The 25,510-nt window shown below is 46.7% G+C and carries 29 protein-coding genes; 27 read left to right on the forward strand and 2 right to left on the reverse strand.

The features are described 5' to 3' along the window. Nucleotides 1–9 precede the first annotated feature (9 nt). The 20 genes from spoIIIAC to spo0A all read left to right on the forward strand — a co-directional run bounded on the left by spoIIIAC (nt 10) and on the right by spo0A (nt 17,267). The gene (spoIIIAC, locus tag BM058_RS04495; protein WP_026700262.1) at nt 10–216 is read left to right on the forward strand and encodes a stage III sporulation protein AC; all 207 of its coding nucleotides are present in this window, start codon (nt 10–12) and stop codon (nt 214–216) included. Nucleotides 217–228: 12 nt separating this feature from the next. Further along, a complete protein-coding gene (gene spoIIIAD, locus BM058_RS04500) occupies nt 229–624 on the forward strand; it encodes a stage III sporulation protein AD (RefSeq protein WP_090925816.1) in 396 nt (131 codons plus the stop codon). A 13-nt stretch (nt 625–637) separates the two neighbouring features. Continuing rightward, complete coding sequence (spoIIIAE, locus tag BM058_RS04505) at nt 638–1,825, forward strand: stage III sporulation protein AE (protein WP_090925817.1); 1,188 nt, start codon at nt 638–640, stop codon at nt 1,823–1,825. A 4-nt stretch (nt 1,826–1,829) separates the two neighbouring features. Then, nucleotides 1,830–2,456 (forward strand): stage III sporulation protein AF, encoded by a 627-nt coding sequence (gene spoIIIAF / locus BM058_RS04510; protein ID WP_090925818.1) that lies wholly within the window; start codon nt 1,830–1,832, stop codon nt 2,454–2,456. Further along, a complete protein-coding gene (gene spoIIIAG / locus BM058_RS04515; RefSeq protein ID WP_090925819.1) occupies nt 2,446–3,093 on the forward strand; it encodes a stage III sporulation protein AG in 648 nt (215 codons plus the stop codon). The genes spoIIIAF and spoIIIAG overlap by 11 nt, the downstream gene beginning before the upstream one ends. A 2-nt stretch (nt 3,094–3,095) precedes the next feature. Beyond that, complete coding sequence (locus BM058_RS04520) at nt 3,096–3,719, forward strand: SpoIIIAH-like family protein (protein ID WP_177195430.1); 624 nt, start codon at nt 3,096–3,098, stop codon at nt 3,717–3,719. A gap of 160 nt (nt 3,720–3,879) precedes the next feature. Beyond that, a complete protein-coding gene (locus BM058_RS04525) occupies nt 3,880–4,260 on the forward strand; it encodes a hypothetical protein (protein WP_090925821.1) in 381 nt (126 codons plus the stop codon). 45 nt (nt 4,261–4,305) lie between these two features. After that, entirely contained in the window at nt 4,306–4,704 is a 399-nt protein-coding gene (locus tag BM058_RS04530; RefSeq protein WP_090925822.1) for an Asp23/Gls24 family envelope stress response protein, read from the forward strand. A gap of 32 nt (nt 4,705–4,736) precedes the next feature. Beyond that, nucleotides 4,737–5,132: a transcription antitermination factor NusB gene (gene nusB / locus BM058_RS04535; RefSeq protein WP_090925823.1), complete on the forward strand. Its 396-nt coding sequence runs from the start codon at nt 4,737–4,739 to the stop codon at nt 5,130–5,132. A gap of 13 nt (nt 5,133–5,145) precedes the next feature. Then, nucleotides 5,146–6,003, forward strand: a complete 858-nt coding sequence (gene folD / locus BM058_RS04540) for a bifunctional methylenetetrahydrofolate dehydrogenase/methenyltetrahydrofolate cyclohydrolase FolD (protein WP_090925824.1) — start codon at nt 5,146–5,148, stop codon at nt 6,001–6,003. Nucleotides 6,004–6,005: 2 nt separating this feature from the next. Next, a complete protein-coding gene (gene xseA, locus BM058_RS04545; RefSeq protein ID WP_090925825.1) occupies nt 6,006–7,406 on the forward strand; it encodes an exodeoxyribonuclease VII large subunit in 1,401 nt (466 codons plus the stop codon). Continuing rightward, entirely contained in the window at nt 7,399–7,644 is a 246-nt protein-coding gene (gene xseB / locus BM058_RS04550) for an exodeoxyribonuclease VII small subunit (RefSeq protein WP_090925826.1), read from the forward strand. The genes xseA and xseB overlap by 8 nt, the downstream gene beginning before the upstream one ends. After that, a complete protein-coding gene (locus BM058_RS04555; RefSeq protein WP_245736833.1) occupies nt 7,641–8,528 on the forward strand; it encodes a polyprenyl synthetase family protein in 888 nt (295 codons plus the stop codon). The genes xseB and BM058_RS04555 overlap by 4 nt, the downstream gene beginning before the upstream one ends. A 682-nt stretch (nt 8,529–9,210) precedes the next feature. Next, the gene (locus BM058_RS04560; protein WP_090925827.1) at nt 9,211–9,807 is read left to right on the forward strand and encodes a hypothetical protein; all 597 of its coding nucleotides are present in this window, start codon (nt 9,211–9,213) and stop codon (nt 9,805–9,807) included. A 25-nt stretch (nt 9,808–9,832) separates the two neighbouring features. After that, on the forward strand, nt 9,833–11,722 hold the full coding sequence (dxs, locus tag BM058_RS04565) for a 1-deoxy-D-xylulose-5-phosphate synthase (protein WP_090925828.1): 1,890 nt from the start codon (nt 9,833–9,835) through the stop codon (nt 11,720–11,722). Nucleotides 11,723–11,725: 3 nt separating this feature from the next. Beyond that, nucleotides 11,726–12,538 carry a TlyA family RNA methyltransferase gene (locus BM058_RS04570; RefSeq protein ID WP_090925829.1) on the forward strand — a complete coding sequence of 271 codons (813 nt, stop codon included), beginning with the start codon at nt 11,726–11,728 and terminating at the stop codon, nt 12,536–12,538. A 114-nt stretch (nt 12,539–12,652) separates the two neighbouring features. Then, on the forward strand, nt 12,653–13,102 hold the full coding sequence (ahrC, locus tag BM058_RS04575) for a transcriptional regulator AhrC/ArgR (protein WP_090925830.1): 450 nt from the start codon (nt 12,653–12,655) through the stop codon (nt 13,100–13,102). A 24-nt stretch (nt 13,103–13,126) separates the two neighbouring features. Next, nucleotides 13,127–14,848, forward strand: a complete 1,722-nt coding sequence (gene recN / locus BM058_RS04580) for a DNA repair protein RecN (RefSeq protein WP_090925831.1) — start codon at nt 13,127–13,129, stop codon at nt 14,846–14,848. A gap of 115 nt (nt 14,849–14,963) precedes the next feature. After that, nucleotides 14,964–16,178 carry a SpoIVB peptidase gene (gene spoIVB / locus BM058_RS04585; RefSeq protein ID WP_090925832.1) on the forward strand — a complete coding sequence of 405 codons (1,215 nt, stop codon included), beginning with the start codon at nt 14,964–14,966 and terminating at the stop codon, nt 16,176–16,178. A 297-nt stretch (nt 16,179–16,475) separates the two neighbouring features. Further along, nucleotides 16,476–17,267, forward strand: a complete 792-nt coding sequence (gene spo0A, locus BM058_RS04590; protein ID WP_245736834.1) for a sporulation transcription factor Spo0A — start codon at nt 16,476–16,478, stop codon at nt 17,265–17,267. Nucleotides 17,268–17,404: 137 nt separating this feature from the next. Here the strand turns inward: spo0A and BM058_RS18135 are convergent, their stop codons facing one another. Beyond that, a complete protein-coding gene (locus BM058_RS18135) occupies nt 17,405–17,569 on the reverse strand; it encodes a hypothetical protein (RefSeq protein WP_177195431.1) in 165 nt (54 codons plus the stop codon). A 109-nt stretch (nt 17,570–17,678) separates the two neighbouring features. Between BM058_RS18135 and steA the strand changes: the two genes are divergently transcribed. The 3 genes from steA to BM058_RS04605 are packed head-to-tail and all read left to right on the forward strand — an operon-like array spanning nt 17,679 to nt 20,229. After that, a complete protein-coding gene (gene steA / locus BM058_RS04595; protein WP_090925834.1) occupies nt 17,679–18,782 on the forward strand; it encodes a putative cytokinetic ring protein SteA in 1,104 nt (367 codons plus the stop codon). Next, complete coding sequence (locus BM058_RS04600; RefSeq protein WP_177195432.1) at nt 18,779–19,459, forward strand: glycosyltransferase family 2 protein; 681 nt, start codon at nt 18,779–18,781, stop codon at nt 19,457–19,459. Before steA ends, BM058_RS04600 begins: the two co-directional genes overlap by 4 nt. After that, nucleotides 19,417–20,229: a hypothetical protein gene (locus tag BM058_RS04605; protein WP_090925836.1), complete on the forward strand. Its 813-nt coding sequence runs from the start codon at nt 19,417–19,419 to the stop codon at nt 20,227–20,229. The genes BM058_RS04600 and BM058_RS04605 overlap by 43 nt, the downstream gene beginning before the upstream one ends. An 11-nt stretch (nt 20,230–20,240) precedes the next feature. Here BM058_RS04605 and BM058_RS04610 read toward each other — a convergent pair whose 3' ends face one another. Continuing rightward, the gene (locus BM058_RS04610) at nt 20,241–20,480 is read right to left on the reverse strand and encodes a DUF2627 domain-containing protein (protein WP_090925837.1); all 240 of its coding nucleotides are present in this window, start codon (nt 20,478–20,480) and stop codon (nt 20,241–20,243) included. A gap of 261 nt (nt 20,481–20,741) precedes the next feature. Here BM058_RS04610 and lpdA point away from each other — a divergent pair, with 261 nt between their 5' ends. Genes lpdA through BM058_RS04630 form a run of 4 tightly spaced genes read left to right on the forward strand, consistent with a single transcriptional unit; the run spans nt 20,742 to nt 25,448 of the window. After that, complete coding sequence (gene lpdA / locus BM058_RS04615; protein ID WP_090925838.1) at nt 20,742–22,163, forward strand: dihydrolipoyl dehydrogenase; 1,422 nt, start codon at nt 20,742–20,744, stop codon at nt 22,161–22,163. Between the two features lie 25 nt (nt 22,164–22,188). Continuing rightward, nucleotides 22,189–23,205: a thiamine pyrophosphate-dependent dehydrogenase E1 component subunit alpha gene (locus BM058_RS04620; protein WP_090925839.1), complete on the forward strand. Its 1,017-nt coding sequence runs from the start codon at nt 22,189–22,191 to the stop codon at nt 23,203–23,205. Further along, nucleotides 23,196–24,179, forward strand: coding sequence for an alpha-ketoacid dehydrogenase subunit beta (locus tag BM058_RS04625; RefSeq protein ID WP_090925840.1), 984 nt, complete (start codon nt 23,196–23,198; stop codon nt 24,177–24,179). The genes BM058_RS04620 and BM058_RS04625 overlap by 10 nt, the downstream gene beginning before the upstream one ends. Nucleotides 24,180–24,191: 12 nt before the next feature. Then, the gene (locus BM058_RS04630; protein ID WP_090925841.1) at nt 24,192–25,448 is read left to right on the forward strand and encodes a dihydrolipoamide acetyltransferase family protein; all 1,257 of its coding nucleotides are present in this window, start codon (nt 24,192–24,194) and stop codon (nt 25,446–25,448) included. The last annotated feature ends 62 nt before the right edge of the window (nt 25,449–25,510 follow it).

Raw genomic sequence — 25,510 nt, forward strand, 5'->3', positions numbered from 1 at the left:
GGGACAACAGTGGCCTACGATGTAAATACAATTTTTCAGATTGCCGGAATCGGCATCATTGTGGCAATGATTCATACGGTTCTTAAACAAATGGGAAAAGAAGACTGGGCACATTGGGTCACTCTCATCGGCTTTGTGGTCGTCCTTTATATGGTCGCTTCCATCATCGATGAACTATTCCAGAAGATAAAGAGTGTTTTTCTGTTTCAGGGATAGGGGGCGGTCGCCGTGGAGATCATTCAGATCGTCGGTTTCGGATTAATTGCTGTTTTTTTAATCATCATCGTTCGAGAACAAAATCCGGCGCTTGCCTCGGCCATTGCACTGGCAGCAGGCGGCATGATTTTTTTGTTTGTGACTGTGCCGCTGCAGTCGGCGGTGGAGCTCATTGCCACACTTTCCGGACAAGCCGGCATCAATCAGATGTACATCCAGACATTACTGAAAATCATCGGTATTGCTTATCTTGCGGAATTCGGTGCCCATCTGGCAAGGGATGCAGAACTGGAATCCATTGCAGCCAAAATAGAACTGGCCGGCAAGATGCTCATTATTATGCTGGCGGTACCGATTTTTCAGGTATTGATTGAAACGGTGATGTCCCTGCTCCCAGGCGGCGTCTAAGGATGTGAATGATATGAAAGCGCAGGCCGTGCTCCTTCTATGTCTCCTTTTTTCTCTGTTTCTGCCTGCTGAAACCACCGCAGTTACAGGTGTGGAAGAAGGCCGGGAAGAGATGCAGGATATAAAGGAAAATCAAATAGAAAATGTAAATATGTCAGACATAAAAGAATATTGGGAGAACATTAATAATGAATATGGCTCCTTTCTTCCTGAATCGCAGAAAGGATCGCTGAAAGAGTTTATTACCGGTGAAAAACAATTCGCTCCGAAAGAGTGGGGCACCGCCTTTTTAAAGTACATTTTCCATGAAGTGACGGCCAATGGAAAGCTGATGGGGACGCTTCTCATTCTGGCCGTGTTAAGTGCCGTGCTTAAAGCCGTTCAGAATGCATTTGAAACGGAGGTAGTAAACAAAGCAGCATACGCTGTCGTTTTTCTCGTGTTTATTGTCATTGCCTTGAACAGTTTCTATCTCGCTATGGATTACGTGAAAGAAACAGTCGGAGGCATGGTCCATTTCATGATTGCCCTTCTTCCTTTAATGCTTGCCCTGCTTGCCACCAGCGGAGCGGCGGCTTCTTCTGCTCTTTTTCATCCGCTGGTTGTTTTCCTTGTACAATCGAGCGGCATGCTGATTGAGAACATTATTTTGCCTCTGCTGTTTTTTTCCGCTGTTTTAAGTATTGTCAGCAGTTTGAATGAGCACATCAAACTGACAAAACTGGCAGAGCTCCTCCGCAGAACAGCGATGGGGATTCTGGCCGTATTTTTCACTGTTTTTCTCGGAGTGATATCGGTTCAGGGAGCTACGACTGCTGTAACAGACGGCGTTGCCATCCGAACAGCCAAGTTTATTGCAGGAAACTTTGTACCAGTCATAGGAAGAGTGTTCACCGATGCTGCCGATACGGCGCTTGGTGCCTCTGTACTTCTAAAAAACACCGTCGGTCTTGCCGGTCTTGCGATTCTATTTCTTCTCTGCGCGTTTCCTGCCATCAAAGTGCTTGTCATCAGTTTCATTTTCCATTTCACGGCAGCGCTGGTACAGCCCCTTGGCGACGGCCCTCTGCTGGAGGCATTATCGGTTCTTGGAAAGACTGTTCTGTCGATGTTCGCAGCTTTGGCAGCCGTATCCTTTATGTTTTTTCTGGCGCTGACATTAATTATTATCTCGGGAAATATTTCTTTGATGGTGAGGTGAGAACTTGGATATTTTTCAAGAGTGGATGAGTCATTTGATCATTTTTCTGCTGGCAGCATTTCTGCTTGAACTGCTGCTGCCATCTTCCTCTTTTCAAAAATACGCCAGACTCGTATTATCCTTCATTTTGATGCTTCTGATCATTGAACCGCTTATGAACCTTGCATCCATCGATGCAGAACAGGAGCTGGAAAAAGCACTTGGAAAGTGGCGGAATGAATCATTTCCGGAACTGTCGATGGAAACAGAAATCAACCAGCAGAAAAATGAAATAGAATCGGGACAAGATGCATATATTTCAAAACAGGTATCCGCGCGGCTCAAACAAGAGTCGCAGGAAGAAATCCGGAATAAGTGGGGATGGGAGGTGGAGAGCATATCGGCAGAATCAATCGACGACAAGAAAGCAGCGTCGTTTTCCGTTCACGTTAGTCTGCGTGAAGCAGAAAAAAGGGAAGGAGAGAGCAGCGTGGTGGAACCGGTTCGTATTGAAATAGATAACGAGAGTCCATCTCAAAATAATAGAACCGGGGAAGCAGATGAAATCCGGACGTACCTGTCCGATACCTGGGGTATTCCAGAAGAGCAGGTGGAGATTTCAATAACTGAGGAGGGGGAGAGTGTCAGATAACCAAACCATCACCCCCGCAAAAAAATGGAAAGAATGGCTCAAGCCCGGAAAAGATGCTTCTTCCAAAAAGTCTTTTCCTTTGTATCTTGGTATCCTTCTGCTTGCCGGCATTATTTTTATGGCGGCAGGAGCCTTTCATGATGAAAATGACCAGCTGGAACCACCGGCGCAGGAGCCCGAAGAGACAAAGCAGTTAACGCAGGAAGGGTCCACGGATTCGGGGTTGAGGGAAGTAGAAAAAGAGATGCAGAAGCGGTTAAAAAGCATGCTGGAAAATATATCTGGTGTAGAAAATGCAACGGTTATGCTGAATCTGGAAGGAACCGAAAAGAAAGTATATGAAAAGGACCGTACAATCAGCCAGCAGACGTCGAATGAAGAAGATCCTGAAGGCGGGACAAGAGTCCAGGAAGAAGGGACAACAGAAGAACAGACGGTTATTGTACAGCAGGACGGTGAAGAATCACCACTGCTTTTGTATAAAGAGAAACCTGAAGCAAAAGGGGTGCTTGTTGTTGCTGACGGTGTGGAAGATTTGAAAGTCAAGGAATGGGTGGTCGAAGCTGTAACGAGAGTCCTGGATATTGCACCTCATAAAGTGTCTGTCCTCCCGGACGACCAAATGGAAGGAGAATGAAAATGGTATTAAAAAAGCAGACAGTATGGCTGATGACAATGGTCAGCTTAACGATTGTGCTGGCAGTCTATTATGTTACTTCCCCCGAAGAAACAGCCCGCGACAACGAACAGGATGGCGGGCAGGGAGAAGAAGAAGCAGCTTCTGTAATGGAAGAAGAAGGGCTGTCTGAATGGCTCTCGGATGAAGATGTGGAAACAGCCGTGGAAGAGACGGAACCCGCAGCCGATGAAACATCCAATCAGGAGGAGCAGATTTCAGAAGAAACAACGGACAACCTTTTCAGTGAATTCCGTATGGAAAGAGATGAATCAAGAAGCCGCCTGCGGGAAGAATATACAGAAACGATTGCTTCAGAAGATTATTCCGCAGCAGAGAAAAGTGAAGCATACGAAAAAAGAGAACAACTTCAGGAACAGCAGCACCGCGAAAGTACGCTGGAAAATTTGATACAGGCAGAAGGATATGAGGAAGCCGTTGTTATTCCACGGGAAGAACATACCCGGATTGTTGTTGCGGCGGAGTCACTGTCGGAAACCGAAGCGGCGGATTTGAACCGAATTGCTCATGAACAGTTGGGGGCAGAGGATGTGGTCATCGGCCACAGAGCGGCTGCGCAGAATTGAAGAGCAAAAAACCTGCATTTCCATCCCCCGCACGGGTGGCTGCAGGTTTTTCTTTTTGCACAGGGAATGGAGGATATAATGAAAAAACAGTACCATCATGATATAATTTAAAAGGATAGTGTGATACAGGAACAGTAAAGAAAATGAGGAGAGATTATTCATGGAATGGGTGGATTTAACCGAAGGCGCCAAAGCGGTGCTGGAACAGACAAGAAATATGAAAAATGATCAAATACAGATCGTTGAATTTGAAGTCGGATTTGAAAATCAATACGGGGAAGGAGACAATCAGTATACCGTTTCCATCCAGGAAGATGATTACGCCAACTTGAAGAAATTCACAAAAGAAAATGAATACGGGGACAAATACCACATGGCCCGTAACAAAAATATCGTAAAAATCATTCTGCTTGAAAATGATAAAATTCCCGATAATTTATCGGAATTCCCGGTATTCCGTCAGTATAAATTTGATTACCTCCAGAAGAATGAAGAAGCAGAGGAAGAGCAACGGGATGAGGATAAAGAGGATCAACAGTAACGACAGGCCTCTCTGAAGCTGAAAAAAGATCCGGAGGTGAAAAGCATGAGTGAATACCGGACAATAGATCTTGAAGAAGAAAAAAATGAACTGGGGAAAATTGAAATATCCCCCGAGGTGATTGAAGTAATCGCCGGCCTTGCAGCTTCGGAAGTAGAAGGAGTACATGCACTTAGAGGTAATTTTGCAACAGATGTAGCCGAACGGCTCGGTAGAAAAAATCACGGGAAAGGTGTAAAAGTAGAACTTCTGGAAGAAGGAGTGAAACTTGATATTTCCCTGCAGCTGCAATACGGCGTTTCTGTTCCGGAGGTGGCTGCTGAAGTTCAGACAAATATTCAACAGGCGCTGCAGACTATGACCTCCATTACAGTTGAAGCCATTAATGTGCATGTGCTTGGTATTCAGCTGGAGCTTGCGCATGAAACAGAACAGCAGGTATAAGAAGGCACGGATAAAAAGAAGGAGTCAACGAAATGAATCGACGTTTAGCAAGACTGAGGGCGGTCCAGGTGTTATTCCAGATAGACCTTACAAACGCAGAGTGGAAACAGGCACTGGATAACACTCTCGAGGACGATGAAACAGCAGACGATTATCTGCTGGAAGTACTGCAGGGAACACTGCAGCATAAAACAGCAATTGATGAAACCATTAAGGAACATCTTGAGCATTGGACACTGGATCGGGTTGGAAATGTCGATAGAGCAGTGCTTCGTGAAGGTGTTCACGAAATGAAATATATGGACGATATTCCCTTACACGTCAGTGTCAATGAAGCTGTAGAAATTGCGAAAGCTTTTGGTGGAGAAGAATCAGGGAAATTCGTGAACGGTGTGTTATCAAGCATTCTGAAAAGTTACGAATCATGAAGGAGGAACACCCATGACAGCGGAATTAATAAGTGGTAAAGAAGTAGCGGCCGATCTTCGCAGCCGGATTAAGGAGGAAGTCCAGTCCCTTGCTGATACTGTCGTTCCGGGTCTGGCAGTTATTCTTGTTGGTGATAACCCAGCCTCCAGGTCTTATGTAAGAGGAAAGGAAAAGGCTTCTGCTGAAGCAGGGATATATTCTGAATTGACGGAGATGGCTGCTGATGTTCCGGAAGAGACACTTTTGAACAAAGTACGGGAGTATAATGATAATCCCGCTATTCACGGTATTCTCGTGCAGCTTCCGCTCCCGGAGCATATCTCGGAGAAAAAAGTAATTGAAACCATATCGCCGGAAAAGGATGTCGATGGTTTTCATCCAATCAATATAGGACGTATGATGACAGGTCAGGATGCTTTTCTCCCCTGTACTCCTTACGGCATCATGCAGATGCTGTATTACAAAAACATTTCAGTTGAAGGAAAGCACGCTGTGGTTATCGGACGCAGCAACATCGTCGGAAAACCCATCGGACAGATGTTGTTAAATGAGCATGCCACTGTTACATACTGCCATTCAAGAACGGCGGACCTGAAACAATTCAGCCAAGAAGCTGATATCATCATAGCCGCCGCCGGCAAAGCGGAGTTTATTACACAGAATTATATTAAAGAAGGCGCCGTCGTCATTGACGTGGGTATGAATAGAAAAGACGATGGTTCGCTTTGTGGAGATGCCGATTTTGATGATCTGAAAGAAAAGGCATCTTTTATTACCCCGGTGCCGGGTGGTGTCGGGCCGATGACGATTACAATGCTCCTCTACAATACGCTGCAGTCGGCTAAGAAACATACTTCAGGTGAGCAGTAAAGATGAATCTGGACGAGCAGTGGCTGACAGTCTCTCAACTTACCACCCGGATAAAGAAGACGATTGAAATGAATGACCAGCTTCAGCAAATCTGGCTTCGGGCTGAGATTTCCAATTTCAAGAAACACAGCCGCGGTCACATGTATTTCACCTTAAAAGACGAAAAAGCCAAAATCTCAGCAGTAATGTTTGCGGGAAACAACCGGAAATTGAATTTTGTTCCGGAAAACGGAATGAAGGTGCTGCTTCAGGGGAACATATCTGTTTATGAACCATTTGGGCAGTACCAGCTTTATGTCCGGGAAATGGAGCCTGATGGAATCGGGCAGCTCTATATCAGATATGAACAATTGAAAAAAAGCCTTGAGGAAGAAGGGCTTTTTGCAGAAGAAAGGAAGAAACCGCTTCCTGCCGTCCCAAAAGAGATAGCTGTTATCACCTCTTTGACCGGAGCAGCGGTAAAAGATATCATGACGACATTAAAACGAAGGTTCCCGCCTGCACGCGTTACTCTTTTCCCGGTGCTCGTTCAGGGCCGGGAAGCTCCTGCTTCCATTGTGCATGCGATGGACCAGGCAGAGGAGATGGGGATTTTTGATGTCATACTTTTTGGCAGAGGCGGGGGATCAATTGAAGAACTATGGGCATTTAATGAAGAAATAACAGCCCGTAAGATTGCAGCATTGTCGACGCCGGCTGTATCGGCAGTTGGTCATGAAACAGATTTCACTATTGCTGATTTCACAGCAGATGTACGGGCTGCTACACCGACAGCGGCTGCAGAGCTTGCTGTACCGGTGCTTTCCGATTTGTTATCGGGTTTGTCCCAGTTAAAATCAAGACTGGTGCGGGCCGTGCAGGCTGACACAAACCAAAAGAGAGAACATCTGAAACGTTTGAACCGGTCTTATGCTTTCCGTTATCCTTCCCACCTGTTACAGCAAAAAGAACAGGAGCTTGACCGGATGCTCGAGAGGATGAACAAAAGTCTCGAGAATCACGGAAAAAACAAGCAAGAATCGCTGCAGTCTCTGACCAAAAGGCTTCACCGCCGGCATCCAAACCAGCTTCTTGAGAAAGAGACCGAGAGGCTGGCCTCCCTACAGGCCCGTGCAGACAAAGCGGCGGGCCGTGTGGTACAGGACAAGCACGGACAGTTTAAGCATGTTCTTCAGAAACTCCGTATACTCAGTCCTCTCGATATCATGGAAAGGGGTTATCACGTAGCATATACAGAAACAGGCAGTCTTCTGACTTCTATCTCCCAGTTGGAAAGCGGAGATGATATAACGGTATATCTTCGTGACGGACAAATTGAGGCGGGGGTAAAACAAGTCACAGATACCAAACTGAAGGACAAAATGGATAAAAACAACGGGGAAGGAGGCAGAAGACATGAGTGAAGAGGAGCAGCAGGAAGAAATGTCGTTTGAACAGGCGATGGAAAAGCTTGAGAAAATCGTGGAAAAACTTGAAGAAGGAGAAGTTCCTCTTGAAAAGGCGATAGCTATGTATCAAGAAGGGATGTCTCTATCAAGCACGTGTCATGAAAAGCTGCGGAAGGTAGAGAATCAAATGGACCGCATCGTAGAAGAAGACGGGGAAATAAAGCCTCTGTCCGGCGAGGAGGAAACAGAGTGACGCTGACTGAGTTAAAACAATTCATGGATACCCACAAAAAAGAGATTGATGTGCGGATGCCTGATTATATTGAAACAATGAAAGGTCCGCAGACGCTGAAGGAAGCCATGACGTATTCCATTCAGGCGGGCGGCAAGAGGGTGCGCCCGCTTTTAATGCTGGCGGCGGTATCTGCTTTTCGGTCTGTGGAAGAACAGGACTATCAGGCAGCCTGCAGCGTGGAAATGGTTCATACATATTCCCTTATCCATGACGACCTTCCGGCAATGGATGATGATGATTACAGACGTGGTATGCTCACAAACCATAAAGTTTACGGGGAAGCCTTTGCAGTACTTGCCGGAGACGGTCTTTTGTCAAAAGCTTTTGAGATGATCAGCACACTCACACATATAAGTAATGACCGGAAAGTAAGGATGGTCATGGAGCTTGCGCAGAGCTCAGGCCTTGAAGGAATGACGGGTGGACAGGCATCTGATCTGGAAGGGGAAAACAAAACGCTTGAATTAAAAGATCTTGAATACATTCATGATCATAAAACAGGTGCACTTCTCACCTATGCTGTTACAGCAGGGGCCTTGCTTGGAGATGCTCCGGAAGAAGATATAAAGAAATTGAAGCAGTTCTCCAGGGAACTCGGTCTCGTTTTTCAGATCAAGGATGATATCCTTGATATAGAAGGGGACGAAAACGAAATGGGAAAAGCACCGGGAAGCGATGAAGGAAGAAACAAAAGCACGTACCCAAGTCTGCTCACCATGAGCGGGGCAAAAGAAAAACTCGTGTTTCATGCGGAGAAAGCTAAATCATTTCTTCCAGGGTCCTCTTCCTATACCTCACTCCTGAAAGATTTTGTCGATTATGTGGCAGAGCGCGCACACTGATGGAATCATTTGTGCCTGCTTTCGGTTTCATGGTATAATAAAGACAACAAAACTGGATGGTGCAGTATTCTAGTCGATTCTCCATTCTCGAGGGCGGGCCTAAAAATCCGCTGAAGGGCATATCGATGAAGTTCCTGGTTTTGGCTCGAGGCGCCCAGCCTTGGGTCGATGCTGGGAGTAAAGGCGTAAGGGCGATCCACAACGGCATGTGGGCGTGAACCCTTTCGCCGCGGAGGCCTTTTGTAATAAAAGGTAAGACCTGCAGTGCGGGCCAAGGGAAGGTCTGCTTGCAGCGTAGCCTGCCTTGAGTGGAGCAGTGGGGAAGAAGGCGAATAGGAAGATAATAACGCTTGGCCGGCGGTTATCTTCCTATTTTCTGAAACCTGCTCTGCAAAAGAGGCTAAGAGAGTGGCACGGAATTGCCGAGGAAAACTCCTAGACTGTTCCAGATGGACGGTTGGAGTGGATTGCAGTGTGTTCTAAGTGGCAATCCAGTCTGATGTGCGGTAACGTCATCAACCTGTCTTTAAAGGGAAACCGCCGGAACGGCGACGTTCCGGCAGACCGGTGGGAAAACCTACTGGACCTAAGACACAATGTTTACGCTTCACACCGACCATCCGGTTTTTACATACCTTTATTATAACCAAGGTTGTCAAAAAATATCAGGTGATAGATGAAAATGAGAAGTGTTTGGAAAGATTCAATACGATGGAGTGGTTTAATTGCCGTTATCACACTGGTGTTAGCGGCTATTTTTTCAATGGTATCCACGGCATTTCTGTCCGGGGTCGGATGGGCCGTCGGCATGTTAATCGTCTTTGTCATTATAATGACCGGCGTGTTTTTTGATATGATCGGTGTGGCAGCTACAGCTGCTTCAGAGAAACCGTTTCATGCTATGGCTGCCAAAAAAATACCGGGCGCTTATCAGGCCATGCTCGTAACGAGGAATGCTGATAAGGTGGCCAACTTCTGCGCTGACGTTGTAGGAGACATTTCCGGTGTTGTCAGCGGCACGGCGGCTTCCGCTGTTGTCCTGCAGCTCACGTTTGCAGCGGGTTCCGGGGATGGCAGCACGCTGCAGTTTGTACTTAACGTTATTTTCACAGCAGTGGTGGCGGCGCTTACAGTGAGCGGTAAAGCCCTCGGCAAAACGTTTGCAATCACAAAGTCAACAGAAATCATATACCAGGTCGGTAAAATTATCTATCTCTCTGAAAACAAGCTGAAAATAAAGATATTTAAAAAGAAAGTACGCAATATGAAAAACACTTAATACTCCGAAAGTGAGGGTTCACTTGATGGACGTAAACACTATAAAGGATCCGGCATTCATTCAAGACTGCAGCCGGCATGAACTGCAGGAACTGGCCGGGGATATACGAAACTTCCTTATTGAGCAGCTTTCTGTGACTGGAGGTCATCTGGGGCCGAACCTGGGGGTTGTGGAATTGACACTCACCCTTCACGCACTATATCAAAGTCCAAAAGATAAACTGGTATGGGATGTCGGTCACCAGACGTACGTTCATAAGGTTCTTACCGGCAGAGCCCCGCAGTTTGAAACGCTTCGGAAATACCAGGGCTTATGCGGTTTCCCTAAACGAAATGAAAGCATTCACGATATCTGGGAAACCGGTCATGCTTCTACATCCCTGTCGGCGGCGATGGGTATGGCCGTGGCCAGAGACATTAAAGGAACAGATGAGCAGGTGGCAGCGATTATTGGTGATGGCGCCCTGACCGGTGGTATGGCGCTTGAGGCCTTGAATAATATCGGTCACCAGCAGACGAACATGACCATTATATTGAACGATAATGAAATGTCCATCGCACCGAACGTTGGAGCTCTCCACAGCATTCTCGGACGCCTGCGGACGATGGGAAGGTATCAGAAAGTAAAAGATGATCTGGAATACCTCATTAAAAAAATCCCTGCTTTTGGGGGAAGGATCGCTTCAACCGCGGAGCGGCTGAAAGACAGCTTGAAATATCTTCTTGTGTCCGGCATGTTCTTTGAGGAACTTGGCTTTACATATCTGGGACCGGTGGATGGTCATGACTTTGAGGATCTGAACTCCAACATTAAGTATGCCCGGGACACGAATGGCCCTGTCATCGTTCATGTCCTGACGAAAAAAGGAAAAGGATATGGACCGGCGGAAAATGATGCTAAAGGTACCTGGCATGGACTGGGACCTTATAAAATCGAATCGGGTGAAGTGGTCAAAAAGCCCGGTCCTCCTGCTTACAGCGCTGTTTTCAGCGGTACGCTGCAGCGCATTGCCGCCGAAGACACAAGAGTGGTTGCACTCACAGCCGCCATGCCCGGGGGCACGAAGCTGGATCAGTTCGCCGAAGCATTCCCGGACCGTATGTTTGATGTCGGTATCGCTGAACAGCATGCCGTAACGATGGCAGGCGGACTTGCCACACAGGGGATGAAGCCGGTATTCGCTGTATATTCCACATTTTTGCAGCGCGGATATGATCAGCTGGTTCATGATATATGCAGACAGAACCTGAATGTATTTTTTGGTATCGACCGGGCCGGTCTTGTCGGCGCAGACGGTGAAACACACCAGGGCGTATTTGATATCGCGTATCTGCGGAGTCTCCCGAACATGAAAATTTTAATGCCGAAAGATGAAAACGAACTGCAGCATATGATTTATACCGCTTATCTGTACGATGACGGACCGATTGCTGTTCGTTATCCGCGCGGGAATGGTTATGGTGTGGATATGGATGAGGATCTGCAGCAGTTGGAGATCGGAAAGTGGGAAACGCTGCGTGAGGGAAAAGATGCGGTCATTCTCTCCTTTGGAACAATGCTTCCTGCCGCTTTTGAAGCAGCAGAGCAGCTTGCTGATGATAATATCTCCGTACGGGTGGTCAACGCCTGTTCCGCTAAACCTCTGGATGAAGCCATGCTGAACCGGCTGCACGAAGAGAATATTCCGGTACTCACCCTTGAAGAAGCGGCACTGAAAGGCAGCTTTGGAAGTGCTGTGCTTGAACATTTTCATGACCACGGTCATCACGGGATGGTTGTAGAAAGAATGGGAGTTCCAGACTGGTACATTGAACACGGCAGTGTCCCGGAACTTTACGAAGAAATAGGGCTGACTGCAGAAGAAGTGCAGAAAAAAGTACAGTCTCTTCTCCCTAAAAAGCAGAAAAGAGCGTGACGCATGAGTAAGGAAAGAATTGATATACTGCTGGTGGAACAGGGTTTTTTTGACTCCCGCGAGCAGGCGAAGCGGGCTGTTATGGCTGGTATCGTGCTGGCTGAGGATGAACCGGTGGACAAACCGGGCACAAAAGTCAGCCGTGCCGCAGAACTTCGACTGAAAGGAAAAGAGCAGCCTTATGTGAGCCGAGGTGGTCTGAAACTGGAAAAAGCGCTGGATGTGTTTCAGATTGATATGGAAGGAAGGGTTTTTCTGGACGTCGGAGCTTCAACAGGAGGTTTTACGGACTGTGCGCTGCAGCACGGAGCCTCTTATGTTTACGCTGTGGATTCCGGGACCAACCAGCTTGCCTGGAAGATTCGCAATGATGAGAAGGTAAAGGTGCTGGAAAAGTATAATTTCCGGTATGCCGACCCGCTTGACTTTCAGCCGCGCCCGGACCGCGCGGCTGCTGATGTATCCTTTATTTCCTTGAAACACCTTCTTCCCCCTCTTTCTTCCATACTTGCCGAAGACAGCCGGCTGAGTCTTCTCGTTAAGCCTCAGTTTGAAGCAGGGCGGGAGCAGGTTGGAAAAAAGGGCATCGTCCGGGACCCCGCCGTTCACAAAAACGTCCTGCATGACATTACAGCATTTGCAGAAGCAAAAGGTTTTCATCCTGCATCGCTTGATTATTCGCCTGTGACAGGCGGAGACGGCAATATTGAGTATCTGCTGTATCTTGAATGGCATCCCCGTAAATTTTCACAAACTCATGCAAGCCGGGATATAACCCGTGTAGTAGAGCAGGCCCATTCCTCCCATTCTCCATGAGTTTGCGTTCCTGTCCATTTTCCTGTGCTAATTTTTAATCATGTTATTGTATAAATATAAAAAATTGGTTATGATAAACCTGCATATTAAAAATGGACAGGCGGGGATTTTATAATGAATAAAGGACAACGACATATTAAAATCAGGGAATTCATTTCCGAATACGATATTGAAACACAGGATGAACTGGTCGACCGGCTGAAAAGAGGAGGTTATAACGTTACGCAGGCAACTATCTCACGAGATATCAAGGAACTGCACCTTGTGAAAGTTCCGACTGCCGACGGACGGTATAAGTACAGTCTGCCGGCGGACCAGCGTTTCAATCCGCTTCAGAAGCTGAAAAGAGCCATGATCGACAGCTTTATCGGCATCGATCAAACCGAAAACCTGATTGTCATGAAAACTCTTCCCGGCAATGCCAATGCCGTAGCTGCTCTGATAGACAACCTGGACTGGGAGGAAATCATGGGAACTATTTGCGGAGATGACACGATCTTGATTATCTGCAGGGAAAAAGATCAGACGAGCGAAATGATCGATCGGTTTTTGGATATGCTTTAATTTCATTTGGATCGAGGTGCTGTCATGCTCGAAGAGGTTACGATAAAAAATTTCGCCATCATTGAAGAACTAACCGTTCGATTTACGGACGGGCTGACGGTCCTTACCGGAGAAACAGGTGCTGGTAAATCCATTATTATTGATGCCATCGGTCTGTTGATCGGCGGACGGGGATCTGTGGATTATGTGCGCCACGGAGAGGACAGGGCCGAAATTGAAGGACTGTTTCATGTTGATTCTTCACACCCTGCGCGGGACGTGCTGGAACAAACCGGAATTGAAATGGAAGAAGACATGCTCATTTTGCGCAGAGATATCACAAGTAAAGGCAAAAGCATCTGCAGAATAAATGGAAAACTGGTAACGCTGGCTGTTCTCAGGCAGGTCGGGCAGTCTTTGGTGGACATTCACGGACAGCACGAACACCAGGATCTGATGCAGCCGGAAAAACACCTTTTTGTTCTGGACCGTTATGCCGGAAAAAAGGTCAGGGATACATACAGGGATTATCTCCAAAGGTATCGCAGATTTACAAAGCTGAAAAACGACTGGAAAAAATGGCAGGAAAATGATCAGGAAACGGCCAACCGGCTGGATTTTATCCGGTACCAACTTGATGAAATCGAAAAAGCGGAACTGGTTCCCGGTGAAGATGATGAACTTGAAAAAGAAAAGTACATGCTTTCCAACGGAGAAAAACTCTATACCCAGCTTGGTCACGCCTATGAAAGTCTTTACGGGGACGGCAGAGGTATGGACTGGGCAGGACTTGCTGTCACCCACGCGGAAGAAGCAGCATCGATTGATGATGACATGCAGCCGATTCTTGAGTCATTACAGACAACATATTATACGCTGGAAGAAGCTACGTTTTCTCTCCGGGAAAAGATGGATGCCATTTCCTTTGACCCCGAACGGCTGAATGAAATTGAAGCCAGACTTGAGGAGCTGAAAAAGCTCAAGCGTAAATACGGAGACAGTGTCACCGACATTCTTGCCTTTGCTTCAAGACTCGAAGAAGAAATCGAGTCGTTGTCCAATAAAGAAGAAAAGCTCGAAGAAATGGAAAAAGAACTGCATGAAACCGCGCTTGATCTGCAGGCTGAAGCTGATACACTCACGGATTTGAGAAAGCAGGCAGGAGAAAAGCTGGCAGAAGACGTGAAACAGCAGCTTCAGGATCTGTTTATGGAAAATGCGGATATGCAGGTGCGCGTGACACCGGCTTCCAGCGGTTCATCTTATGAATGGGAGCAGAGTGTTTCTGTTTTTAATGAAAATGGACAGGATAACGTGGAATTCTTGATGGCAGCTAATGCCGGGGAGCCGTTGAAACCACTGTCTAAAACAGCTTCGGGCGGGGAATTGTCCAGAATTATGCTCGCTTTAAAAACCATGCTTTCGGGATATCAAAATGTAATGAGCATCATTTTTGATGAAGTGGATACGGGTGTGAGCGGCCGCGTCGCCCAAGCGATTGCTGAAAAAATATACAACGTATCAACTGGTGCGCAGGTATTGTGTATCTCCCATCTCCCTCAGGTCGCCGCTATGGCGGATACGAATTTGTATATCGAAAAGCAGGAGCAGAACGACCGTGTAACCACCAATATAAAACCGCTTGAAGACCTGCAGAAAACGGATGAAATTGCCAGGATGATTTCGGGCGTGGAAGTGACCGAATTGACAAGAGATAACGCCAATGAACTGTTATCGATGGCGGAAAAAATCAAAACCAATTCATGAAAAGCCCACCTTTTCTGGTCGGCTTTTTTGTTTATCCTCCTTATAAATCATGTTCAAAGAGGCAACATTAGAACTACGGCAGAACAACAAAAGCGGGGATGAGGAGGATAACGATATGGATTGGGGGAGAAGAGCGGCAGGACTTTTTTTATTGGCTCTGTTTGCAGCGCTGCTCATGAATGATTCGGTGCAGTCTTATTTAAAAATACCAAATCATGTAACAACATTTGAAAAAGCCGCCGACTATATAGAAAGTACAGGAAAGACAAATGACGTGGAGTGGAATGTTACAGATATAACTCCATCATCAGCAGCCGTAAAGGCAGGTGAACTACCCGCAAAACGGACGGAGATAAGTAAAATTCCCGAGCTTCGGGTAATTCCCGGCGGCCATTCCATCGGGCTCAAGCTGCAGTCCAAGGGAGTTATGATTATCGGTTTTCATAATATTTCGTCTAATGAAAGACGTTATTCACCAGCAGAAGAAGCCGGATTAAAAGCCGGCGATCAAATTATTGAAATGAATGGAGAAAAAGTCCGGAACCTCGAAGATGTTGTCAGAATGGTGGAAAATAAAGACGAAAACAAAATAAAGGTGAAAGTCAAACGGGAAGAAGAAACCCTTGAAAGAAAAATTCCCCTCCATGAAGGAAAGAATGGAAAGGTAATGGGAGCCTATATCCGCAACGCCGCTTCAGGAATCGGCACGTTAAGTTTTTATGAACCAGAGGATGGTAAATTCGGTGCTTTGGGACATGTCATAGCTGATGCTGACACTAATAAACCGATTTCAGTTGATGACGGTGCTATTATGAAATCAAACGTAACTTCAATTGAACGTGGCAGTGACGGGAATCCAGGTGAAAAACAGGCATCACTATCAGGAGAGAAGGAACCGCTTGGAAGCGTGACGAAAAATACGTCTTTTGGCGTGTTCGGGACATTAACGCCGGATAAAATCGATCATCGTGAACCAATGCCGGTAGCGTTTGCCGATGAGGTGAAAACAGGACCGGCACAGATATTAACCGTGTTGGAAGGGGACAAAGTTGAGGCTTTTGATATCGAAATTGTGCAGTCCATGCCGCAGATGAAAGCTGCCTCAAAGGGCATGGTTATCAAAGTCAAGGACGAGGAACTGATGGAAAAAACAGGAGGGATTATTCAGGGAATGAGCGGCAGCCCTATCATTCAGGAAGGAAAAATCGCCGGGGCAGTCACTCATGTCTTTGTAAATGACTCCTCTTCCGGTTACGCTTGTCACATTGAATGGATGCTCGAAGAAGCAGGAATAGATACATTTCAAGAGCAGCGGAATAATGCTGCATGATAAAAGGAGGCGGGCAGATAAGTCCGTCTTTTTTTGTGTATATGTTCATCCGTCGAATGCCAATTTTTAAATGTTGAAAAGTGTGGTATTCTAAATATATAAAGATTATTCGACAAAAATACATTTTAAAATGTGTCAAACGTCGAATGAAGTCGCAAATTTAAGAAAAGTGGAGAAAACACCATGTTATCAATTTTTTTAAAGAAATTTGAAAAAATTGAAGGGTTATCGGTATTGTTGTTGAATTAGATTACTGAGAGCGAAACCTTGTAACTAAAAATGAGGAGGTACATGCTATTGAGTAGTAACATTAAAGTATGTGTGGCTGACGATAACAGAGAACTGGTCGGCCTGCTGAATGAGTACATCGGCGCTCAAACAGACATGGAAGTGACAGGATACGCGTACAATGGCCAGGAGTGTCTGAAAATCGTAGAGGACTCCAGTCCGGATGTGCTCGTACTCGATATTATTATGCCCCATCTCGACGGTCTTGCTGTTCTTGAGAAGTTGTATACGGCTTCGGCTCCTATGCCTAAAATTATTATGCTGACCGCCTTTGGTCAGGAAGAAGTAACAAAAAAGGCGGTAAACCTTGGCGCGTCTTATTACGTGCTTAAACCTTTTGATATGGAGACACTGATCTCCAACATCAGGGAAGTGAGCCGGGAGCAGATGTCTTCTTTTGTACCGAACAGCAGTGTTATCAGGGAAACACAGGATAAACCGGCCACGCTCAATTTAAGTCAGAGCATCACGAACATTATTCATGAGATTGGTGTTCCTGCCCATATTAAAGGGTACATGTATCTGCGCGAAGCAATTACAATGGTGTATAATGACATTGATCTGCTCGGTTCGATTACGAAAGTGCTGTATCCGGATATTGCTAAAAAATACGACACCACCTCAAGCAGAGTGGAGCGCGCGATCCGCCACGCGATTGAGGTAGCGTGGAGCCGTGGCAATGTGGACTCCATTTCACGAATGTTCGGTTATACCGTCAACGTCTCCAAAGCCAAGCCCACCAACAGCGAATTTATAGCGATGGTCGCTGACAAATTACGGCTGGAACATATGGTTAGTTGAACGGTGCTTCAATTATACATGGTAAAACCCCTTCTATTTACTGAGTACTCAGTAAATAGAAGGGGTTTTTTGGTTTATCAAATTTGTTGTGGCATAGCCCGGCATTCTGGCAAGGAAAAGAAGTTATTCATTTTATCTTAATCCTGGATATAGGACTGAAATAAAGCAGCCAGCCTGTCATTAATCGGCCTCATCTGTTCAATCCGCTCTTTTTCCGGATTATATTGAATCGTGTAGTGCTCTCCATTATAAGAACTGACATACATGTCAAAACCGTGCCTTGATTCCATGTACTGAAACAAATTTTCCCCTCCTTCTCGTGTCCGTTGTGTCTAACGTGGCATCTTTCTCCCACTTTTATGCATGTTCGGTCCTGCTTTATGTCCATACTAGAAGAAGGAGGCGGATAAGGTGGAGAAATGGAAAGGAAGAGCGAAGTATCATGAGCGGACCAAAAAGCTTGTAAAGACGATTACACCGGGAGATATTGCTGTTCTTTCCCATGAAGATATTGATGCCGCGGCGGCGGACAGTTTAATACGTGCAGGTGCCGGTGCAGTGCTGAACATGAAAGTATCCATGAGCGGCAGTATTCCGCAGGACGGTGTGCAGCGTCTCCTCGACAGTAATATCGCCGTTTTTGATATACAAACAAAACGAGTCGGGCCTTGTATTCATGAGAGAGAGATTGAAATTATCGAAAACAGACTGTTTCTCCCTTACAGCGGGAGGTTTCTGGAAATGGCGGTTCTCACGCGTTATACAGAAAAACGGTTGGCAGACCTTCAAAAACAGGCGGAAGCAAAACGGGAACAATTACTGGAATCTTTCATCAAGAACAGCCTCACCCATGCCCGGCAGGAACTGACTTCATTCCTGGAGCAGTGGCATCAATGGGAAACCGGCAGTTCCCTTTCCGGCAGAGACGTCTGTATTGTAATCCGGGGAGCGGATTATATGAAAGACCTCGAATATGCCAAAAAACATATCCTTCCAACAGATTTATGCCCGATTGCGGTGGACGGGGCGGCTGATGGTATGAGGGAAATCGGGCTGTGCCCCGATTATATAATTGGTGACATGGATTCTGTAAGTCCGGAGTCACTGCATTGCGGTGCGCGTCTTTTTGTGCATCAAGGGCCTTGTGGAAAAGCCCCGGGGTTTAGTCAGATAAATCATTGTAATCTGGATGCGGAAACAATACAGTTCATTGGACTAAGCGAAGATGCTGCTGCTGCATTTGCCTTAAAAGAAGGGGCATCGAGAATTTATATGGTGGGTGGCCACCGTGATATGGAAGAGTACTTTTGTAAAGGAAGAAAAGGTATGGGATCTTCGTTATTAATGCGGATGCTTGCAGGGAGCCGGTTCATTGATCTAAAAGGGGTCCACCATGCGCAGAAGAGGTATGATAAATGGTGGAAAAAGAAAGAAAAATTCAGGAGCCGGTATCCTTTTCATTTGAAAGAAAAAACAGCGCTCCGCCGACTGGAAGGAGGACGTTCAAAAACATGAATGTCAGTGTCATCATACCTGCTTTTAACGAAGAACATCACATTCGTAAAACAATCCACGCTGTCCGGCAGGGTGGATGGGCCGGTGAAATTATCGGAGTCAACGACGGCAGCAGGGACCGAACTGGTCGGATGCTGGAACAGTCATGCGACACAGCCATTTCGTTCATAAAAAATCACGGAAAAACCGCAGCAGCAAAAGCGGGCTGGATGGCAGCCAGTGGAGACGTGATCGTCACATTGGACGCAGATCTAAGGGAAAGTGCGGTGCACGGTATGGCACTGCTCGAACCCTTGTACCTTGGAACAGCAGATCTGGTGATTGGAACGGCTCACTCCCGGAAACAGGAAGGAATGGGCATTCTGAAAAAAAGGGTGCAATATGTTCTGAAAGAACGGTGCGGTCTTTCTTTAAATATGCCGTTGTCTGGACAGCGGGCTTTTTTCCGGAAACATCTTGATCTGTTTCAACACCTTAAGGCCGAGCGTTTTGGGTTGGAAACAATGATGAATCTTCATGCACATGAGACAGGATTATTGATTCAGGAGGTAGAGGCTCCTTTTATTCATCAGGGAAAGGGGGCAGGACTAACCGGCTTCATCCACCGGGGCAGACAGTGGCTGGAGGTGGAACGTTGTTTGAGGAAATACGGACGATCACCCTCCACTCCTCGATAATAATTATATACTGGGCAGCGGTTTCCCGATTGTTCTACTGGAAGGAATGGAACGTTAGAAATTACCGGGGAGAAACAGTTCCGTTTTCAGCGGGGGCTTTCCTGTTTTTGTTCGTATGGATGTATGTCATGACGTATGAGCGGACTCCGGAGGCCGGTGTATTTCTTATGTATACTGCTGCTGTATGCACAGCGGGCTGGCTCGATGATAGAAAGGGGGAGCTGTATCCGAAAGGAATCCGGGGGCATATTCGATATTTGAAAAACAAGAAAAAGCCTACAACCGGTGTTGTGAAAATAATTATAACGTTACCGGCTGCGGTTGCTGCAGCGGTTTCGGCCGGGGAACAGCCGTTGGAGATGGCTGTTGCTTTCATGTTATTTGTTCTCTCTCCCCATGTTTGTAATCTGTTCGATACGAGGCCGCTCCGGGTATGGAAATGGTCAGTTTGTCATGCCGTGCTGTTTCTGTTCCTCATAGGAGGAAGCTTCACAGTACCGCTGACTGCCATAGGAGTGGGAATAATCGGAATTGCAGCGTGGGCTGTGATGGAAGGGACAGAGCGCACTCTTCTTGGGGATAACGGAGCAGCGGCTGCAGGAGCGGTTCTTGCCTGGACAGCCGTTTTAATACTCCCTTTTTGGATTCAATTGTCCATTGTGATGGTCTATCTTCTTCTTACGGTACTTTCAGAATATATTTCCTTCCACCGTGTCATTTCCCGTTTTCCGCTATTGGCCGTGCTGGATAAAGCCGGGAGAAAAAAATAAAGTATATCCGGCTATTTTGATTTCACCCTGCGGCTGATGCCTGGTTTATTTCTTTTACGGTCCCGGTGCAGCACGAATCCGGAAATAAACCAAATACCAAATACCAGCAGTAGTGCACCGGCGGTAAATTGCATCCATAGAGCTGGAAACGGGGGCTGCTGCATTTGAAACAATGTATCTCTCATCAATTTTATACCGAGCACGGACAAAAATCCTGGTATAACAAGTATGAGCAAAGCAATGATGCGCATGGGCATTCTCCTTGTTTGAATCGGATGGTGCATCCTGAAAAGTGCAGGATGTCTGCGGCAGAGACACCTAACCTATTTTCAAATTTATTTTAAGGGATGAACAGCGGAGGTGCAAGTTTTAAATACCTGTACATGAAGGAAGCATAAAATGTTAAAATGAAGTATTGAAAAGATGTTTTACCTGATTGCTGGAAGATATCCTGCTGAATATGCTACAGTTTTCATATAGATATATGTAACAATAGATGAGGAGGAACCAATGTGCCCAAAGAATATGACCTGGTCATTATAGGAGCTGGTACAGGCGGATATACGGCAGCCGTCAAAGCAGCAAAAGAAGGTCTCAAAACGGCTGTTGTCGAGAAGGATCGGGAGGGAGGGACCTGTCTGCATCAGGGATGTATTCCAAGTAAAGCTCTGCTCAAAAGTGCAGAGATGTACAGAGAAATGCAGGAAAGCGCACAGTACGGCATTTCTGCCTCTGACGTCACCCTTCAATTCGACAAGGTCCAGAGCCGGAAAGACACTGTAGTCGAGCAGCTTCACCGCGGTGTTAAAAGTCTGATGAACAAAGACAGCATCGATATTTATAAAGGAACCGGACGTATATTGGGACCTTCCATTTTCTCGCCGAGAGCAGGGACGATATCAGTGGAACGGAATGACGAGCAGGAAAATGCCATGCTGCTCCCGAAACATGTTATGATTGCTACAGGTTCCAGACCCAGGCAGTTTCCCGGCCTGGAAGCTGATGGAACAACTATTATGACTTCTGACCATGCCCTTGAGCTTAATGAACTTCCGGCTTCTATAATCATTGTCGGAGGAGGCGTGATAGGTGTTGAGTTTGCTTCCATGATGTCAGACTTCGGTGTGGAAGTGACGGTGATTGAGAATACATCCCGATTGCTGCCGCAGGAAGACCAGGACGTAGCAAAGGAAATGGAGAAGTCCCTGAAAAATAGAGGGGTTCATATTTATACGGCCGGCAATGTACTGGAAAAGAAATACTCGGATGAAGATTCGGTCACACTGCAGGTAGAACAAAATGGTCAGCCGTTCGAACTTACTGCCGGGAAAGTTTTACTATGTATCGGCCGGCAAGCAAACATAGAAGATATCGGGATCGAAAATACGGACATCGAGACGGAAAATGGTGTTGTTGTAACAGACGGCGCAGGCCGGACCAAAGAAACACATATATATGCAATCGGCGATGTCCGGGGAGGCATGCAGCTTGCCCATACTGCATCCAGGGAAGGAATTAACGCGGTGGAGGATATGCTGATGCGCATGCCTGAACCAGTGGATCCTGCACGAGTTCCAAGATGTACGTACAGCCGCCCGGAAACAGCTTCCATTGGATGGACGCAGGAACAAGCGGAGAACAGATATGAATACGTGAAGGTTTCACGTGTACCGTTTCAGGCATTAGGACGCGCTGTTGTGCAGGGAAAGACGGAGGGATTTGTAAAGTTTGTCGTTAACGGAGCCAATGATGATCTCCTCGGTGTTCACATGTTCGGCGACGGTGTAACAGAGTTAATATCGGAAGCTTCTCTTGCCATGCTGGTGGATGCGGCGAATACAGAGCTTGCCGAAACGATACATCCCCACCCATCTCTTTCAGAAATATTCGGTGAAGCCGCACTTGCTGTGGAAAATAGAGCTATACATTTTTAATCAAAGAAAACAGGAGGTAGTTTACATGTCCTCACCAACATATGAAAGGCTTGGTTTAACACAAAACCAGGTACTCTCCATGTATGAAACGATGCTGCTGGCGAGAAAAATTGACGAGAGGATGTGGCTCTTAAACAGAGCCGGTAAAATTCCTTTTGTCGTTTCGTGCCAGGGGCAGGAAGGAGCCCAGGTAGGTGCTGCAATGGCACTTGAGACCGAAAAAGACTATATCCTTCCTTATTACCGCGATCTTGGATTGGTACTTCACTTTGGTATGACGCCCGTAGATTTAATGATGCAGGGATTTGCCAAAGGCCCCGATCCCAATTCAGGAGGCAGGCAGATGCCCGGCCATTTTGGACAGAAAGAAAACAGAATTGTCAGCGGATCTTCGCCGGTAACAACCCAGCTTCCGCATGCAGCCGGATTCGGCCTGGCTGCCAAGATGGAGAAGAAAGATTTTGTTACCATGGTGAGTTTTGGAGAAGGATCGGCCAGCCAGGGAGATTTCCACGAAGGGGCCAATTTCGCAGGTATACATAACTTACCGGTCATTTTTTTCTGCGAAAACAACAAATATGCGATTTCTGTACCAATGGACAAACAATCCGGCAGTGAATACGTTTCAGATCGTGCTGCAGGATATGGAATGCCGGGTGTGACGGTAGATGGCAACGATCCGCTTGCCGTCTATGAAGCGGTGAAAGAGGCAGTGGACCGTGCCAGAAACGGGAAAGGGCCGACACTCATCGAAACTCTTACTTATCGTCTTACTCCGCATTCGAGTGATGATGATGACAGCTTTTACCGCTCGAAGGAAGAAGTGGAGCAGGCGAAAAAAGAAGACGCTGTCCATACGTTTTCTTCCTATCTAAAAGAAAACGGCGTGTTAACAGACACCGCGGAACAGGAGATGCTGGAACGTATTAAGCATAAAGTGGACGAAGCGACAGAACGGGCGGAAGACGCTCCTTACGGGACTCCGGAGAGTTTGTTTGATTATGTATACGCAGGACAGGACGGTGAGCGTACATGGCAGTGATGACCTATATTGAAGCTGTAACAACAGCCATGCGCGAAGAAATGACAAGAGATGAAAAAGTATTTGTGCTCGGAGAGGATGTCGGTGCCCGTGGTGGTGTCTTTGGGGCAACGAAAGGTCTTTTTGAAACATTCGGGGAAAAAAGGGTTATTGATACACCGCTGGCGGAGTCAGCGATTGCAGGTGTTGCGATTGGAGCGGCTATGTATGGAATGAAACCTATTGCTGAAATGCAGTTTGCAGATTTTATGCTGCCGGCTGTTAATCAGATTATTTCTGAAGCGGCGAAAACACGTTATCGTTCCAACAATGACTGGAGCTCCCCGATTACCGTGCGGGCTCCATACGGCGGGGGCGTGCACGGCGCGTTGTATCACTCGCAGTCACTGGAATCATTGTTTAATCATGTGCCGGGGCTTAAAATCGTCATGCCCTCCACGCCTTATGACGTTAAAGGACTGCTGAAAGCAGCAGTCCGGGACCCGGATCCGGTCTTGTTTTTTGAACATAAACGAGCGTACCGCTTAATTAAAGGGGAAGTACCGGAAGAGGATTATACACTCCCGATCGGTAAAGCCGATGTGAAAAAAGAAGGAAGCGATGTAACAGTAATCAGTTACGGGCTCTGTCTCCAGTTTTGCCTGCAGGCAGCGGAAAAGCTGGAGGAGGAAGGGATATCCACCCATATTCTTGACCTCCGCACGGTCTATCCTCTTGATCGGGAAGCAGTGATCGAAGCTGCTTCCAAAACAGGAAAAGTACTGCTTGTAACAGAAGACAATAAAGAGGGAAGTCTGATGGGTGAAGTGGCCGCTGTCATTGGTGAACACTGCCTGTTTGACCTGGATGCGCCGGTGCAGCGTCTGGCAGGTCCCGATGTACCGTCCATGCCTTACGCTCCGCCGTTGGAAAAGGACTTTATGATGAACCCGGAGAAAGTGGAAGCAGCTATCCGGGATTTAGCGGAGTTTTAGGAGGAGAGGCACATGTCCGAACAAATTAAAATGCCCCAGCTTGGGGAAAGTGTAACAGAAGGAACCATTACGAGATGGCTTGTTCAACCTGGTGACCGGGTTGATAAGTATGACCCAATTGCGGATGTGACAACAGATAAAGTGAATGCAGAAGTACCTTCTTCGTTCGCAGGTGTTATTCAGGAGCTTGTGGCTGGTGAAGATGAGACGGTTCAGGTGGGAGACTTGATCTGTTATATCCAAACCGCGGAGAAGGGTGCGGATACAGAGAACGAGGACCAACAGAAAGCTTCCGGCGGTCCGGAAGCCAAAGAATCAGAACAAAACACGGAAGAATCGATGAAAAGCCGGTATTCCCCGGCCGTTATGAGGCTGGCCCAGGAGAACGACATCGATCTAACTCAGCTGGAAGGATCAGGACGTGGAGGAAGGATCACCCGCAAAGATGTGGAAAAACACATAGCTGCTGCTCCAACTCCGGCTCCCGAGCCGGCAGAACCAAAAGAAGATCCTGCCCGATATCCGACGTATAAAACCAAACCGCCTGAACAAATGGAGGCATTATCTGAAGACAAAGAAATTCCTCTTACTCAAATGAGGAAAGCAATCGCCTCCAACATGGTGAAAAGCAAAGAAGAAATTCCGCATGCATGGACGATGGTGGAAGTCGATGTGTCCAATATTGTGGCATATCGGGATCGTATTAAAGATGAATTCAAAGAAAAAGAAGGTTTTTCTCTTACGTTCATGCCTTTTTTCATGAAAGCTATCGTGGAAACGCTAAAAGAATTTCCGGAAGTAAATTCTGTCTGGGGCGGCGACAAAATCATTCATAAAAAAGACATCAATATTTCTATTGCGGTTGCGGCGGAAGATTCCCTGTACGTTCCGGTCATTAAGAATGCAGACGAAAAAAGCATCAAGGGACTTGGAAAAGAAGTATACTCTCTGGCCAAAAAAGCGCGTCTCGGCCAACTGAATGAAGATGAGATGCAGGGAGGCACGTTCACCATCAACAATACGGGATCATTTGGATCGGTGCAGTCCATGCCGATTGTGAATCATCCCCAGGCTGCGATCCTGTCGATTGAATCCATCATCAAAAAACCTGTCGTTGTTCAGGATGATATGGTAGCAATCCGAAGTATGGTAAACCTTTGTTTGTCCCTGGATCACCGTATTCTCGACGGTTTAATCTGCGGACGTTTTCTTGCCAGGATTAAAGAAAAACTCGAAGCATTTCAACTGGATCGGGAGCATATTTATTAAGAATCATTTGGAAACCTTCAAGCTCTGTTGCTTGTACTGTTTTAAGCTTATGAGCTACAATA

This window comes from Salibacterium qingdaonense, from assembly GCF_900114715.1.
Taxonomy (GTDB): Bacteria; Bacillota; Bacilli; order Bacillales; family Marinococcaceae; genus Salibacterium; species Salibacterium qingdaonense.

What these genes read in the sequence shown, in the direction of transcription:
- recN (WP_090925831.1), top strand. Translation starts at nt 13,127, where the DNA reads ATGCTCGAAGAGGTTACGATAAAAAATTTCGCCATCATTGAAGAACTA.
- BM058_RS04560 (WP_090925827.1), top strand. Translation starts at nt 9,211, where the DNA reads ATGAGAAGTGTTTGGAAAGATTCAATACGATGGAGTGGTTTAATTGCC.
- BM058_RS04620 (WP_090925839.1), top strand. Translation starts at nt 22,189, where the DNA reads ATGTCCTCACCAACATATGAAAGGCTTGGTTTAACACAAAACCAGGTA.
- spoIIIAE (WP_090925817.1), top strand. Translation starts at nt 638, where the DNA reads ATGAAAGCGCAGGCCGTGCTCCTTCTATGTCTCCTTTTTTCTCTGTTT.
- BM058_RS04570 (WP_090925829.1), top strand. Translation starts at nt 11,726, where the DNA reads ATGAGTAAGGAAAGAATTGATATACTGCTGGTGGAACAGGGTTTTTTT.
- nusB (WP_090925823.1), top strand. Translation starts at nt 4,737, where the DNA reads ATGAATCGACGTTTAGCAAGACTGAGGGCGGTCCAGGTGTTATTCCAG.
- xseA (WP_090925825.1), top strand. Translation starts at nt 6,006, where the DNA reads ATGAATCTGGACGAGCAGTGGCTGACAGTCTCTCAACTTACCACCCGG.
- xseB (WP_090925826.1), top strand. Translation starts at nt 7,399, where the DNA reads ATGAGTGAAGAGGAGCAGCAGGAAGAAATGTCGTTTGAACAGGCGATG.
- spoIVB (WP_090925832.1), top strand. Translation starts at nt 14,964, where the DNA reads ATGGATTGGGGGAGAAGAGCGGCAGGACTTTTTTTATTGGCTCTGTTT.
- BM058_RS04525 (WP_090925821.1), top strand. Translation starts at nt 3,880, where the DNA reads ATGGAATGGGTGGATTTAACCGAAGGCGCCAAAGCGGTGCTGGAACAG.
- BM058_RS04530 (WP_090925822.1), top strand. Translation starts at nt 4,306, where the DNA reads ATGAGTGAATACCGGACAATAGATCTTGAAGAAGAAAAAAATGAACTG.
- folD (WP_090925824.1), top strand. Translation starts at nt 5,146, where the DNA reads ATGACAGCGGAATTAATAAGTGGTAAAGAAGTAGCGGCCGATCTTCGC.
- BM058_RS04630 (WP_090925841.1), top strand. Translation starts at nt 24,192, where the DNA reads ATGTCCGAACAAATTAAAATGCCCCAGCTTGGGGAAAGTGTAACAGAA.
- ahrC (WP_090925830.1), top strand. Translation starts at nt 12,653, where the DNA reads ATGAATAAAGGACAACGACATATTAAAATCAGGGAATTCATTTCCGAA.
- BM058_RS04610 (WP_090925837.1), bottom strand. Translation starts at nt 20,480, where the DNA reads ATGCGCATCATTGCTTTGCTCATACTTGTTATACCAGGATTTTTGTCC.
- BM058_RS04625 (WP_090925840.1), top strand. Translation starts at nt 23,196, where the DNA reads ATGGCAGTGATGACCTATATTGAAGCTGTAACAACAGCCATGCGCGAA.
- dxs (WP_090925828.1), top strand. Translation starts at nt 9,833, where the DNA reads ATGGACGTAAACACTATAAAGGATCCGGCATTCATTCAAGACTGCAGC.
- BM058_RS04520 (WP_177195430.1), top strand. Translation starts at nt 3,096, where the DNA reads ATGGTATTAAAAAAGCAGACAGTATGGCTGATGACAATGGTCAGCTTA.
- BM058_RS04600 (WP_177195432.1), top strand. Translation starts at nt 18,779, where the DNA reads ATGAATGTCAGTGTCATCATACCTGCTTTTAACGAAGAACATCACATT.